Annotated in this window: 13 protein-coding genes; 5 read left to right on the top strand and 8 right to left on the bottom strand. The window is 51.6% G+C overall.

Annotated elements, in window-relative coordinates:
* Nucleotides 1–12: 12 nt before the first annotated feature.
* Complete coding sequence (locus SK39_RS08205) at nucleotides 13–1035, top strand: zinc-binding alcohol dehydrogenase family protein (RefSeq protein WP_048216859.1); 1023 nt, start codon at nucleotides 13–15, stop codon at nucleotides 1033–1035.
* Nucleotides 1036–1048: 13 nt separating this feature from the next.
* Nucleotides 1049–2494, top strand: a complete 1446-nt coding sequence (locus SK39_RS08200; RefSeq protein ID WP_048216858.1) for a tagaturonate reductase — start codon at nucleotides 1049–1051, stop codon at nucleotides 2492–2494.
* Between the two features lie 43 nt (nucleotides 2495–2537).
* Here SK39_RS08200 and opgB read toward each other — a convergent pair whose 3' ends face one another.
* From opgB to SK39_RS08170, 6 genes are all read right to left on the bottom strand, one after another.
* Nucleotides 2538–4829 carry a phosphatidylglycerol--membrane-oligosaccharide glycerophosphotransferase gene (gene opgB, locus SK39_RS08195; protein ID WP_048216857.1) on the bottom strand — a complete coding sequence of 764 codons (2292 nt, stop codon included), beginning with the start codon at nucleotides 4827–4829 and terminating at the stop codon, nucleotides 2538–2540.
* A gap of 231 nt (nucleotides 4830–5060) precedes the next feature.
* Complete coding sequence (locus tag SK39_RS08190; RefSeq protein WP_003830016.1) at nucleotides 5061–5552, bottom strand: YjjA family protein; 492 nt, start codon at nucleotides 5550–5552, stop codon at nucleotides 5061–5063.
* Nucleotides 5553–5622: 70 nt separating this feature from the next.
* On the bottom strand, nucleotides 5623–6360 hold the full coding sequence (gene dnaC, locus SK39_RS08185; protein ID WP_003019133.1) for a replicative helicase loader DnaC: 738 nt from the start codon (nucleotides 6358–6360) through the stop codon (nucleotides 5623–5625).
* A 2-nt stretch (nucleotides 6361–6362) separates the two neighbouring features.
* Nucleotides 6363–6902 (bottom strand): primosomal protein DnaT, encoded by a 540-nt coding sequence (gene dnaT, locus SK39_RS08180; protein ID WP_003019130.1) that lies wholly within the window; start codon nucleotides 6900–6902, stop codon nucleotides 6363–6365.
* A gap of 123 nt (nucleotides 6903–7025) precedes the next feature.
* Nucleotides 7026–7499, bottom strand: coding sequence for a threonine/serine exporter (locus tag SK39_RS08175; RefSeq protein WP_003019127.1), 474 nt, complete (start codon nucleotides 7497–7499; stop codon nucleotides 7026–7028).
* The gene (locus SK39_RS08170) at nucleotides 7490–8266 is read right to left on the bottom strand and encodes a threonine/serine exporter family protein (RefSeq protein WP_032948472.1); all 777 of its coding nucleotides are present in this window, start codon (nucleotides 8264–8266) and stop codon (nucleotides 7490–7492) included. The genes SK39_RS08175 and SK39_RS08170 overlap by 10 nt, the downstream gene beginning before the upstream one ends.
* 462 nt (nucleotides 8267–8728) lie before the next feature.
* On the opposite strand from SK39_RS08170, the gene SK39_RS08165 reads away from it, so the two are divergent.
* A complete protein-coding gene (locus SK39_RS08165) occupies nucleotides 8729–9454 on the top strand; it encodes a helix-turn-helix transcriptional regulator (protein ID WP_003837239.1) in 726 nt (241 codons plus the stop codon).
* Entirely contained in the window at nucleotides 9415–10092 is a 678-nt protein-coding gene (gene bglJ, locus SK39_RS08160) for a DNA-binding transcriptional activator BglJ (RefSeq protein ID WP_048216856.1), read from the top strand. Before SK39_RS08165 ends, bglJ begins: the two co-directional genes overlap by 40 nt.
* A 57-nt stretch (nucleotides 10093–10149) precedes the next feature.
* Here the strand turns inward: bglJ and SK39_RS08155 are convergent, their stop codons facing one another.
* A complete protein-coding gene (locus tag SK39_RS08155; protein WP_003019114.1) occupies nucleotides 10150–10608 on the bottom strand; it encodes a YbaK/EbsC family protein in 459 nt (152 codons plus the stop codon).
* A 366-nt stretch (nucleotides 10609–10974) separates the two neighbouring features.
* On the opposite strand from SK39_RS08155, the gene SK39_RS08150 reads away from it, so the two are divergent.
* Entirely contained in the window at nucleotides 10975–12318 is a 1344-nt protein-coding gene (locus SK39_RS08150) for a PTS cellobiose transporter subunit IIC (protein ID WP_003829998.1), read from the top strand.
* 29 nt (nucleotides 12319–12347) lie between these two features.
* Here SK39_RS08150 and fhuF read toward each other — a convergent pair whose 3' ends face one another.
* Nucleotides 12348–13136 carry a siderophore-iron reductase FhuF gene (gene fhuF, locus SK39_RS08145; protein WP_046670886.1) on the bottom strand — a complete coding sequence of 263 codons (789 nt, stop codon included), beginning with the start codon at nucleotides 13134–13136 and terminating at the stop codon, nucleotides 12348–12350.
* Nucleotides 13137–13152 lie beyond the last annotated feature (16 nt).

The following is a 13152-nucleotide window of genomic DNA, read 5'->3' as shown; positions in this document are numbered from 1 at the left end:
GAGAGCAGAATCATGTCTATGATGAATACGTTGATTTGCCAGGAACCTAAAAAATTAGTCTGGAAAGAACGCGAAATACCTATTCCGGGTGAGAGCGAAGCATTAATAAAAATTAAATCGGTAGGGATTTGTGGTACCGATATTCATGCCTGGGGTGGCAATCAACCTTTTTTCAGCTACCCACGTGTATTAGGGCATGAAATATGTGGGGAAATTGTCGGGCTGGGTAAGAATATACAGAATCTGAAAAATGGTCAGCAGGTGGCGGTTATTCCTTACGTGGCCTGCCAGCAGTGTCCGGCATGCCTGAGCGGGCGCACCAACTGCTGCGAGAAGATTTCAGTAATTGGCGTGCACCAGGATGGCGGTTTCAGTGAATATTTGTCCGTTCCGGTGACCAACCTGCTGGATGCGCAGGGGATTGACCCGCAGGCGGCGGCGCTGATTGAGCCTTATGCCATCAGCGCGCATGCGGTACGCCGGGCGGCGGTGGCGCCGGGTGAGCAGGTGCTGGTGGTCGGCGCTGGTCCGATTGGCCTGGGGGCTGCAGCGATTGCCAAAGCCGATGGCGCACAGGTGGTGGTCGCCGATACTAGTCCCGCACGCCGAGACCATGTGGTTTCCCGCCTGGGACTTCCGGTTATCGACCCATCCGCTGAAGATTTTGATGCGCAGCTGCGCGCTCAGTTTGGCGGTTCGCTGGCGCAAAAGGTCATTGATGCCACGGGGAATCAGCATGCGATGAATAACACGGTGAATTTGATTCGTCATGGCGGCAGCATCGTTTTCGTTGGGTTGTTTAAAGGCGATTTGCAGTTCTCTGACCCTGAGTTCCACAAGAAAGAGACCACCATGATGGGCAGTCGCAACGCCACGCCGGAAGATTTCGCCAAAGTGGGCCGCCTGATGTCGGAAGGCAAATTGACCGCTGACATGATGCTTACGCACCGTTACGCGTTTGCCACACTGGCTGAAATCTACGAGCGGGATGTGATCAACAACCGTGAACTGATTAAAGGCGTGATCACGTTCTGAGAGGGAAAACAGGATGAAAACATTGAATCGACGTGATTTTCCGGGAGCCAGCTACCCAACGCGTGTGATCCAGTTTGGAGAAGGTAACTTTCTGCGGGCGTTTGTCGACTGGCAACTGGATATCCTCAACGAGCATACCGATCTGAACGCTGGCGTGACCATCGTTCGGCCAATTAATACCGATTTCCCGCCGTCGCTGAATACCCAGGACGGGCTGTATACCACGCTTATTCGCGGGCTAAACGAGCAGGGTGAGGCGGTGAGCGAGGCGCGGCTTATCCGTTCGGTGAATCACGAAATCAACCCGTACCAGGATTTCGCGGCGTATCTGGCGCTGGCGCACAATGCGGATATCCGTTTTGTGTTTTCAAATACTACCGAAGCCGGAATTAGCTATCACGCGGCAGACTGTGTGGATGATGCGCCGCCGGTGAGCTTTCCGGCCAAACTGACGCGCCTGCTGATGGAGCGCTTTAACCACTTTGAGGGCGCGGTGGATAAGGGCTGGGTAATTATTCCGTGCGAGCTTATCGACTATAACGGTGAGGCGCTCAAATCCCTGGTGCTGCGGTATGCGCAGGAGTGGCAGCTTCCTCCGGCATTTGCAGACTGGGTGGAGACGGCAAACACGTTCTGTTCCACGCTGGTTGACCGTATTGTCACCGGCTACCCGCGCGAAGAAGCCGCAGCGCTGGAGGCTACACTTGGCTATCACGATGCGTTTCTCGATACCGCGGAGCATTTTTACCTGTTTGTGATCCAGGGGCCGCAGTGGCTGGCAGAGGAGCTGAAGCTGGCGCAGTGTCCGCTGAATATCCGTGTAGTGAGCGATATCAAACCGTACAAAGAGCGCAAAGTCGCTATTCTCAATGGCGCGCATACGGCGCTGGTGCCGGTGGCGTGGCTGTGCGGGTTGGAGACCGTTGGCGAGGCGATGCAGGATGCTGATATCCGCCGCTTTGTCGAGCGGGCGATTAGTGAGGAGATTATTCCGGTGTTGGATCTCCCGGCGGACGAACTGCGAGAATTTGCCGACGCGGTGAGCGGGCGTTTTCAGAACCCCTACATTCGCCACCAGTTGCTTTCCATTGCGCTTAACGGAATGACTAAATTCCGCACCCGAATTTTGCCGCAACTGTTGGCGGGTGAGCAAAATGGACGCTGGCCAGTGCGGTTAACGTTTGCCCTCGCTGCGCTGCTGGCGTTTTATCGCGCAGAGCGTAACGGGGAACGCTATCCGATACAGGATGATGAGCAGTGGGTAAGACTCTATGCCAGCCTGTGGCCGCGAGTTGGCAATGATTTAACGCTGCGTGAACTGGTGGATGCAGTGCTTGGCGATGCGGCGCACTGGGGAGAGGATTTGACGTTGTTACCTGGGCTTGCCGGGCAGGTGACGGCCAACCTGGAGATGATTCTGGTGCAGGGTATGCGCCAGGCGGTGAACGGTCTGGAATAAGGTTGCCATGCAGCGCCCGGTGTGGTGTTGGGCGCTGTTTTTTTTATCCCTGAGCAGCCACTATTTTGATTTCAACCATCCCGATCCCCAGCTTACGCGGCGAGTGGCCGAGAATATTGCCCTCGTTGGTGGCAACCGGATCGGGCGGGACAATCACCAGCGTATCGGCGTCCGACGGATTATCAAAATGCAAGGTGGTGGTGCTGACATCATGGCCTAACACCAGCGTCTGTTCCTCGTTGCCAACGCGCACGGGGATCGGACGATTGGCATTGTCGCCGAAGGCTTTCGCGGTAATGACCAGATCGAATTTCTTCGGTAGCGGGGCTTTGTACTCTATCGTTACTTCTTCGCTGAGCTGCGCATTGGACCAGCGTCCCCAGGATTCGGGGCGTGAAATACCGCTAAATTGTTTCACCTCTTCCGGCGCGCCCGCCACGTTGAAAACGAAGCTATCTGCTTTGTAGCGAATGTCGTTATCGACAATTTTCAGCGTATCGACGTTACCTTTGTAGCGCTCCATGTCGATCACCGTATCTTTAAATACGGTTTTACTTTTCCATTTGGCTTTGTCGACGTGCTGCACAATTTGCTGCCCGCCTAACTGACCCTGTGAAACGCACCAGTCGGTAGAAAGTGCCAGCTCCGGCGCCCATAGTTGCGCCATTTTGTAGCAGCGATCGACCCAGACAAAGTTATCGCGCGGGGCGAAATCCGCCAGCTGGAAGCGCAGCGTGGCCGAGTATTCGCTTTCCGGCAGCGGCTCGACGCGTTTGTCCGATACCCGTAAAAGCAACGGCAAGCGGAAATGGCTGCCGGAGAAGGAGATCATATTTTTGTCCTGGTCGACGGTGAACTCTTTCATCTCTTTCGGGAAATTCCACAGGCGAATGATATCGGGCTTCCACGCCAGCATTTTTTCTTTAATGTTCAGGAATACTTCCGACACGGATTCGCTAGACAAGCTGCTACGGCCAAGACCGATAAAGTTATCGCCGCCGAGAATATCCAGTACCGTTGCGCCGTTATCCATCGTATTACGTTTTACCGCCAGCGTGTCCTGTTGCGGTTGGTCGCCGCGCAGCACGAAGAACAGGTTGTTACGATCCTGCTTGTTCAGATACTTCCATGCGGTGTTGTTCATCGCCAGATGATCGGAAGAAACAACGATAACGGTATCTTTAAACCACGGCGATGCTTTGATTTTATTGATAAATTCGGCAATGTTTTCCTGGCTGCAACTGACCGCGCTGAACGACTGGTTGGCCTTCCCGTCGATGTCATAACGTTTACGGTTGCAGCTACGTGAGATAAATCCATCCGGATGATGGGTGTCCACGGTCAGGGTAAACAGTGAAAAACGCTGGCCCGAGCGCGAAAGTTCTTCGAATTTTTTCCATGCTTCGTCCAGCACGGTATCGTCGTAGAAGCCCCAGTCGTTACGATAGGCCGGGTCCGCCACCACGCTTTTTAACTCTTCCGCACCGTACAGATGGTCAAAGCCGTGAGATTTCAGGAACACGTCTTTGCCGGCAAAGCGCAGGTTGGCACCCTGCACAAAGTAGTTCTGATAGCCGGAGTTTTTCAGGATATCGCCCAGACAGATATTGTTAGGGAAGAAACTTGAGACCGACGCCGAGGCGTTGCCTTCAAATGGCGCAAACAGCGGAATACCGCACTGGGAGGCGACCATGCCAGCGATGGTGTAATCGGTACCCGGCAGTTGCATGGTATTGCTGAAATCCAGACCTTCATTTTTTAACGCGCCGAGTTCCGGGGTCAGATCCGGGAACGCGTCGTTATTAAAATAGGTGCGCTCGAGGCTCTCACCGTAGATATACACCAGGTTCAGCTTCGGGTTGGGAATGGTTTTCGACGGCTCTTTATAATACGTCGGGAAATCCGGATCGCCATCGCGCGACTGCGACTTCACCAGTTCGGTTATCTGGTGAAACGCCGGGCTGGCGTCAACGGAGGCCAGCGCCAGCAGCAGGGCCAGCAGACTGTAGCCCACATGATGCGGGTGATGGCGACGGCGGCGCAGGATCCAACCGAGCGCGACAAAAACCGTCGTCAGCGCCAGCGCGATGCCGACCCCCGGCAAAATATATTTTCCAATCCCCGCGCCGGTCAGGCTGTTGGTCAGCGTGTAGAGTACCGCGTCATTGATCCCGTCGCCGGTGAAATAGTCACTGGCGTACAGCGTGATATTCAGGACAATAAAAATCCCCAGCACCGTTAACGTGGCGGCAAACCACCAGGTGTTGCGACCCGCTTTCCAGGCGTAAATCAGCACTGAAGCGAGAAACAGAGTGATGGAGATTAATTCTGACAACGGTCGATCCTCAATAAACCGGGCACATGCCTGGCAGGCTAATCATTAGGGGAAAGCACAATGTAATAGCGATGTTATATTGCTGCAATTGTAGTGACATTAAATTACGTTGTTATTCAGAATTGGTTTAGATATGTGTGTTTTTTGCAGGGGATTTACTGGTTATTTAACGTGTGAATGTAATGGGGTAAAAAATAGATGCCGCGCAGGTTATACGCGGCATGTCGTGCGTCAGGAAATGAAGTTCATGCCCTGTTTTAACACCAGATCGCAGGCCTTGGTTTTAACCTGCTTCGCCAGCGAGCTGTTGCCAATCGTGTTCAGGTCCAGCTGTTGACCATCTTTGGCGTTGAGCAGACCCTGAATCCCGTCCATATAGTTGGTGTCTTGCTTCTGCTCAGGAGCACTGAGCCCCAGTTTATCCAGCACCTGGTTTTTGACGTTTTGCGTGTCGGTGACCGAGGCCAGCTTCTGTTTCGCGCAATATTCCAGGATCCCGGCGGCGTTATTCATGCTGCTGGAGGTCAACGACTGATTACTGCCATTCAGCAGGCTGGTCAGGGAAGAGAGCGACGAGCTGCTTTGCGAGCCGGAGCTTTGTTTGCTCAGCTCACTGGCCGCGCTGGAGAGCGAGTCCTGCCAGGAGGCAGCGAAAACGCTGGTGGAGATGAGCGTGCTGGCGGCAAGCGCACAGCACAGCAGACGTTTGGTAGTTTTCATCATTATATGCAACTCGTGTTATGCCTTTTCAGCGCAGTATAGCGCTGGCAGTCTTAGGAGTGGTCCTAATACGTTAATACTCTTTACCGGTGACCCGACTACGGTAGCTTTCCCAGTTAAAAATGACCCACAGGCTGTTGCCAAGGCGCATACGATCCATCACGCGCTCGCCCAGCAGCTTGTTCATTTCATCCATATTGCTGTTAGTTAACATGCCGGTCGGACGTTTTGAGGATGAACGGCGATCGACAATCTGATTAATAATCACTTTTTCATATCGGGATTCGGTCTGCATGCCGATCTCGTCGATCACCAGCAGATCCACATTGCTCAGATCGTTGAGCAGCTGTTCTTCGCTGGTTTCACGATTGCTGAACGTTTCTTTCATCGCCGACATGATATCGGCCACGGTAATGATCAGTACCGACTTGCCGCGCAATAGCAGTTCGTTGCAGATGGCGGCGGCCAGATGGTTTTTGCCGGTGCCGGGTTTGCCGGAGAAGATAAAGCTGGCGATGTTGCCGTCAAACTCTTCAACGTATTGGCGGGCTTTGCTCAGGGCGTTCATCTGACCTTCGCACTCTACCCGATAGTTTTCGAACGAACAGTTCTGATGCAGCGGACGGATACCGGAACGGTTGAATGTGCGCTGCATTTTCATGGCCCGGTTTTCGCGGGCCAGCGCTGCGGCACGAATTTCACCTTGCTCTTTTTGCCATGCCAGCAGCTCCTCGCCCGTTTTAAAGGCGGGCTCGACATTAGGTGGCATCATTTTTTGCAGACGTTTCATCAGGTCGCCAACGTTTTTCATCGTTATCCTCTAAAACCCGGTGGAATGTGGCTGTCAGGTTCACTGACGCTGTTCACATCGCGCTTTGGCATTCCGCCATTGCTGGCCCGTCCAATCTGAATGCTGCGCGCCAGTTTTTGCTGCCACTGAATATGGTGAAAGACTTTGCCTTCAGCCTGCCAGTAGGCAACAAATGAGGCCAGTTCTTCAGCAGTAACCGGCTCTCGCAACGCTACGCCCCATAAAGCGGCCTGACGCTGAAAGTCGGCATCAGGCTGCCAGGCAGCGTACATCGCAAATTTCCCCATTGGCACGGCAACGGGAGCGGTTTGCGGCTCTTCATAAAATTGATCATCCAATGTCACATCGCTTCCCGGGCGTGACAGTTTCTCCTCAAGCGCCAACAGCTCAGCCAGTCTCGCAGGCGTCACCGCGTAAAACGCTGGTGCATTGTTAGCGAATACGGCTACGGCGCCACCCGCAGACTTGGCCAGCACAGCGTGGTGATCGTGTAGTAAGGCGTCAATGCTCGTGACGTCTGGCGTCAAAATTTTGCAGGGCATAATGTTTCTCAATACTGAACAACAACCGAGAAGGGGACTGCTTTTATAGTAACACAGAGAAGAAGGAGAGCAGCAGGTGAGGGGAGATTCCCCTCTCTGCACGGCATTAAAGAAAGTGTACCGTCAAACGCGTGGACGTTTGCGATACAGCCATAATCCTGGCACGGACAGACCGATGGAGAGCGCACCGACAATCGATGAGGCTTTCAGGAAGTTGGTCAGCAGGGTAATCATCAGCACTTCGCTGTAACCAAAATGGCCGATTTTTACCGCTGAGATCATGGCTGTGTAGGCGGAGATCCCCGGAAACATAGGGATCACTGCCGCGACGGTGAAGACTTTCGGATGCGCCAGATACCAGCGCGACCACTGGATCCCAATGCAGCCGACCAGCAGCGACGCCATAAATGTTGACCATTCAATATTAAACCCTGCGGTCATCATCACCATTCGTGAGCCGTGACCGAGTGCACCGAGTAATGCGCACCATGGGAGCGCCCGATGGGGGACATTGAATACCATGGCAAAGCCAAGCGCTGGGATCGCCGACAGGATCATATCCTGCATTAGCGCCAGTATGAAATCGATCACGCCCATCCGCGCAGCCCCCATAAGGTCATCGACACGATCACGCCAATACAGGTCGCCAACGTAAGCAGACTGGCAATAGCCCAGCGAGCGAGTCCGGTATTAATGTGTCCCTTAAACATATCCGCGACGGAGTTGATCAACGGAAAACCCGGAACCAGCAGTAGCACGCTGGCGGCCATAGCGATAGTCGGAGTATTGCTAAAGGTCGGCAACGTCAGCAGCAAACCTGAAATGGTGGTCGCCACAAAGGCGGTGATGCAAAAATTGATTTGCGGATGCAAATGCCGGGATGCCAGTATCTGGCGGATATACATCGCCACCATGCTGGCGAAAAAGGTGATCACCGCACCATCCCATCCGCCGTTATTGAGTTTACAAAAACAGGCGCAGGATAAACCGACCATCAGGGCGACCAGCCATCTTGGATAGCGCAGTGGTTTAATCTGGCTAAAGCGTTTCTCTACGCCTTTAACATCCAGCAGTTTATGTTCCGCCAAAATGACAATGTGCTGCACTTCCGTCACGACGTGCATATTAATGCCGCGATCCTGATTTTTTCGCGTTGATGTCAGGCATTGCCCGTCTTTAATGGTGGTCAGGACGATAGCGTTAGAGGAGATAGCGCTTTCTACACTATCCATGCCAAGCGCCAGCCCGAGGCGGGTGGATAGCTCGTCAACCAGCGCGCTTTCTGCCCCATGCTGAAGTAAAAAAAGACCGCATTGAATACATAACCGTGTAACCGTTCGCTGTGACAACTGCTCTGTTTGCATGGTTCGCTCTGACTGAAAAGGATCTCTTTGAGTGACGAATGTTTACTTTTATCATGAAGCATGAGCCCGCTGGCTCTGGCTAAGATCAATCTTTGTGTCGAAAAAAGACACCGACGATACGGTTATGGCATATTAACACTCCCCACTCGCCGAGGTATGAGAGGGCGCATGACTGTAATGTAGCGTTATTTACCCGGATGGCAAATACATAAGCCATGCTAACGATCTATTGTAGTTATTTTAATTTTACAAATAACGTATTTATGCGTAATCATGTAATAATAGCTTGACAGTTTGGCTTTATCTGGATTGTAGTGCCAATACTTTTATTTTAATAAACGCCAAGGATAAGCAATTCACCCCGTTTATTGTTCGGAGTATTTTCCCGTGAATTAATGGCTATTAATTTATTCGGGAGAACTGAATTAAGTACGATTACGGACTGGTGAGTGTGGAGGGGATATGTTGCAAGGACGCTGCAAAAACGCAATTATTATTAGTAAATCGCCGATTATACAGACCGGGCTTAAAGGTATAATACAGGCGCAGTTTGCCGATTACGAACTTACATACTGTTGTTCTGTTGAAGAACTAACATTATTACAACTACGGTACGCTGATTTGGTGATTGCTGATTTAACTGGAGACTGCAATTATCCTCGTTCAGTCTGCGAACAATATTATTCTTTATTATCTCAATACCGTGATATTCACTGGGTCTTTCTCGTCTCTCGCATTTTTTATCCTTTGGCTATTGAGCTACTGATGTGTCCTGTCAGTTCGCTGCTCTCTGATGCAGAGCCGATAGAAAGTTTAGTGAGCGTCATTCACGCAGGAAATGCGCGAGCAGAAAGAATAAGTAAGACACTACTTTCTCCACCTGCCATGCCGCAATTGTTAGATCATAGCGCGCGCTCAATAGTCCTCACTCTCTCTGAAAGGAAAGTGCTGCGCCTCCTTGGGAAAGGCTGGGGAATTAATCAGATTGCGATGTTGCTGAAGAAAAGCAATAAAACAATCAGTGCCCAAAAGAATAGCGCTATGCGTCGCTTGTCGATAAATAGCAATGCAGAAATGTATGCCTGGATAAATAGTTCTCAAGGATCGCGAGAACTTAATTTACCTTCAGTTTATGGAGAAACCACGGAATGGAAAGCAGAATCATCAAAAGAAACGTTGCACTGGTAGAAAAGTGTACAATGAGCAGTGTAGGTATTAATAGTTTATTTAATACCATGCCAGATGACCAATATAAACTTCATCTCTTTTCTAGCCAGCCCACTTTTAGTCAGGCAATGTTAAAGATGTCGTTTTCGGCAGTTATTTTTTCTCTCTCTGCAATCAGAAGCGATCGCAGAGCTGGGTTGGCCTATTTAACGGAACTGGCGATAAATTTTCCACGGATTCGCCGTGTGGTGATTGCCGATGATGACGCTGAAGCGCGTTTAATTGGCTCCTTGTCCCCCTTGCCGCTGGATGGCGTTGTGAGTAAAGCTTCTTCGTTAACGGTGCTACAGGACGCTTTATTTACGGCGTTAAGCTGCCCAAGCCGAGGAACCGAAAGCACGAAAAACCATTGGTATATTAATCAAAGCCGCATGCTCAGTCCGACAGAACGAGAAATACTGCGCTTTATGTCAAATGGCTATTCGATGCCGCAGATTGCCGCTCAGCTTGAACGGAACATTAAAACCATTCGGGCACACAAATTTAATGTGATGTCCAAACTGGGAGTAAGCTCAGATGCCGGGTTACTGGATGCTGCCGATATCCTGCTGTACCTGCGTGCTGGCGAGCCAGCGCCTTTTATGCAGGCGGCTTCGTGACAGGCAACGTTGACGTGCTTTGTGCCGGGTTTGGTCGCCGATTTGGCGCGTGAAGCATTACTGACACACGTCAACCCAGGTGGCAGAAGTCAGTTCAGCCATCCTCTCAGGCGTGATGCGAACCGCGCTGTGGATGGCACCTGCGGCAGGCAACACTTCAGCGTAGTGCTTCAGAGAAACATCACAGTACACTGAAATCGGTGTTTCTAATCCGAAGGGGCAAACGCCGCCAACGGGATGCCCCGTCGCGCTCACGACCTCATCGCTACTCAACATACGGGCTTTGGCACCGAACGTACTCTTTAGCTTTTTATTATCCAGTCGGGCATCACCTTTTGCCACGACCAGGATGATGTCGTTCTTCACCTTTAGCGAAAGTGTTTTCGCTATCTGGCCAGGTTCAACGTTATGGGCTTTTGCTGCCAGATCAACGGTTGCTGTGCTCTGATCTAATTCGATAATCTCAATATCTGGTGCATGTTGCGCCAGGAATTGACGTACTGATTGCAAACTCATTCTTCTCTCCCTATCGCTTACAGATAACCCTGCACAGCAGAAAACATGCAGGATGTAATTTGTCATAGGGGCAACCGCACTGTAAATATTTTATTGTAACAATATAGCAACATTAGCAGTTTTTCGATCGTCTTCACAATCAAAGAAACCGGTTACAGTAACCGGTTGCAGAATGCTGAAATGACGATTAATACTGAAGTTGTCACTTCCTCTGTATCACATAATAAGAGCCATCTATGAAACTTAACTCGAATAGCGGTAGTGCTGGTGTTCCCCCCGGCACGGTTGCGAAAAGTGGTAATGGGATTTACGTGGTGGTGTTGATGCCAACACGGTTGCAAGGTTTTGCACAACGGGAGAACGGCTATGTCTACTAACCATGCTGTGTTTAACGTGATTTTCCGCTTTGTTGAAAACTATGTTAGCCCTGTTGCCGGGCGCATCTCTTCACAACGTCATGTCATGGCTATTCGTGACGGTTTTATTTCGGCGATGCCTTTTATGATTGTAGGCTCTTTTCTGCTGGTTTTTGCCTATCCGCCGTTTTCTCCCGATACCACCTGGGGATTCGCCCGTGCGTGGCTGGATTTGGCAAAACAGTTTGAAGGCCAAATCCTCACACCGTTTGATATGACGATGGGGATCATGTCGGTCTACATATGTGCGGCTATTGCTTATAACCTGGGCAAGCACTATGTGAAGTCGCATCAGTTAGATCCGTTTATGTGTGCGATGCTATCAATCATGGCTTTTTTGCTGATTGCCGCGCCAAAAACCAAAGGCACGATGCCGGTTGATAGTCTGGGAGGAACGGGGATTTTCACCGCCATCCTGGTAGCCATTTACTGCGTTGAAATGATGCGCTTCCTGAAGGCGCACAACATTGGCATCCGTTTACCCGATCAGGTGCCGCCGATGATCAAAAACTCTTTCGATCTGCTGATCCCGGTGCTGGTGGTGGTGCTAACGTTGTACCCGCTAAGCCTGGTGATACAGTCGCAGTTTGACATGCTGATCCCGCAGGCCATTATGGCCATTTTCAAACCACTGGTGTCGGCTGCAGATTCTCTCCCAGCGATCCTGCTGGCGGTATTGATCGGCCATCTGCTGTGGTTTGCCGGTATTCACGGCGCGGCTATTGTGTCGGGAATGCTGCAAATGTTCTGGCTCACCAATCTCGGGATGAACCAGTCGGCGCTGGCGCAGGGTGCGCCGTTGCCGCATATCTTTATGGAAGCGTTCTGGACATTCTTCATTGTGGTTGGTGGTTCCGGCGCGACGATGGGGTTGGTGATTTGCTATCTGCGGAGTCGTTCCGCTCATCTACGCTCGATTGGGCGTCTGAGCGTGGTCCCCAGCATTTTTAATATTAACGAACCGGTGATATTCGGTACGCCGATTGTCATGAACCCGGTGTTTTTTATCCCCTTCCTGCTGGCTCCGATGGTGAATGCGGTACTGGCGTGGGCGGCGATGAAACTGGATTTAATTGGGCGGGTAATTTCAGTGGTTCCCTGGACGGCCCCGGCACCGGTTGGCGCCGCATGGGCGTTAGGTTGGGATTATCGTGCGGCTATCCTGGTGGTGCTGTTGGCGCTGGTATCGGCCGTTATCTACTTCCCGTTCTTTAAGGTCTACGAAAAGCAGTTATTAGCGCAGGAAAAAGAAGAAGCGCAGCGTATGGAAGAGGAAAACCAGCAGGTTGCATAAATATCTGGCGAGGGGCTACGGCTCCTCGCTTACTTCAGCGTGCAGTCTCCGCATTGCTGAACGTCAGGCAGGCGATAGCGTTGGCAGCAGGTTCTGCGCACTAACAGCCCTTCACGCGGAACAACGGTACGCCATAAAGGATTATCCTGACCGCAGGAAAGTTGTTTCTCAAAAAAGCAGGTCTGGCGCAGCGTGGTCAGCAGTTCTTCACCTAACAACGGCTTCATTTCCGTTAAATACCAGTGAATTAAGTATCCGGTGTTGCTCCAGATAAGCTTTGCGTTGATCTCACCCGTTGCTTCCAGCGCCTGCACAACCGGCGTTAGCGCTGAGAGAATCAGTGTTTCCATGCGTTGTTGAGGAGACAGGGCTGTAGCCAGATGATCCTGATGGACATCGATCCAGAAGCAGGCTGCTCGGCCCGTTTCGTGGAATTCTACGTGCATGTGTTCAGGAGAGACGTCTATAGCCTCTTTTTGCGTCAGCAGGGCCACCATTAACGGAGGCATCATCAGGCCGATATACCATTGCGCCCAAAGAGATATCAGGGGCTTATTTTCGCGGGGCAGCGTGGGCTGGTTGCGATAGATATGGTCTGAATAAACAGCGAGCAATGAACTTAGCGTCGCCGGTTGCGTCCATTCATGCAGCGTCATTGCACCTGGCACAGGCGTTTCGTCAAGACGAATGAAGTCCAGCAAGTGCTCGCGAGTTTTGGCTATCGTTGCGCGTACGGCAGCAGCCAGCGAGGGCATCTCTGAGGGGAGATGGCTACGCCAGATGACATCTTCAACGATCGGTGCAGAACGATAAGCCATGTCGATATAAGGATGT

The sequence above is a fragment of the Citrobacter sp. BIDMC107 genome, from assembly GCF_001037575.1.
Classification (GTDB): Bacteria; Pseudomonadota; Gammaproteobacteria; order Enterobacterales; family Enterobacteriaceae; genus Citrobacter; species Citrobacter freundii.
Note: the sequence above shows the minus strand (reverse complement) of the source record. Positions and strands in the feature narration are given on the sequence as shown.

Excerpts from the sequence above, each read along its gene's own strand:
- SK39_RS08190 (WP_003830016.1), bottom strand. The coding sequence starts at position 5,552 with ATGATGAAAACTACCAAACGTCTGCTGTGCTGTGCGCTTGCCGCCAGC.
- SK39_RS08165 (WP_003837239.1), top strand. The coding sequence starts at position 8,729 with ATGTTGCAAGGACGCTGCAAAAACGCAATTATTATTAGTAAATCGCCG.
- SK39_RS08175 (WP_003019127.1), bottom strand. The coding sequence starts at position 7,499 with ATGGGCGTGATCGATTTCATACTGGCGCTAATGCAGGATATGATCCTG.
- SK39_RS08155 (WP_003019114.1), bottom strand. The coding sequence starts at position 10,608 with ATGAGTTTGCAATCAGTACGTCAATTCCTGGCGCAACATGCACCAGAT.
- dnaC (WP_003019133.1), bottom strand. The coding sequence starts at position 6,360 with ATGAAAAACGTTGGCGACCTGATGAAACGTCTGCAAAAAATGATGCCA.
- SK39_RS08170 (WP_032948472.1), bottom strand. The coding sequence starts at position 8,266 with ATGCAAACAGAGCAGTTGTCACAGCGAACGGTTACACGGTTATGTATT.
- SK39_RS08150 (WP_003829998.1), top strand. The coding sequence starts at position 10,975 with ATGTCTACTAACCATGCTGTGTTTAACGTGATTTTCCGCTTTGTTGAA.
- SK39_RS08200 (WP_048216858.1), top strand. The coding sequence starts at position 1,049 with ATGAAAACATTGAATCGACGTGATTTTCCGGGAGCCAGCTACCCAACG.
- fhuF (WP_046670886.1), bottom strand. The coding sequence starts at position 13,136 with ATGGCTTATCGTTCTGCACCGATCGTTGAAGATGTCATCTGGCGTAGC.
- dnaT (WP_003019130.1), bottom strand. The coding sequence starts at position 6,902 with ATGCCCTGCAAAATTTTGACGCCAGACGTCACGAGCATTGACGCCTTA.
- SK39_RS08205 (WP_048216859.1), top strand. The coding sequence starts at position 13 with ATGTCTATGATGAATACGTTGATTTGCCAGGAACCTAAAAAATTAGTC.
- bglJ (WP_048216856.1), top strand. The coding sequence starts at position 9,415 with ATGGAAAGCAGAATCATCAAAAGAAACGTTGCACTGGTAGAAAAGTGT.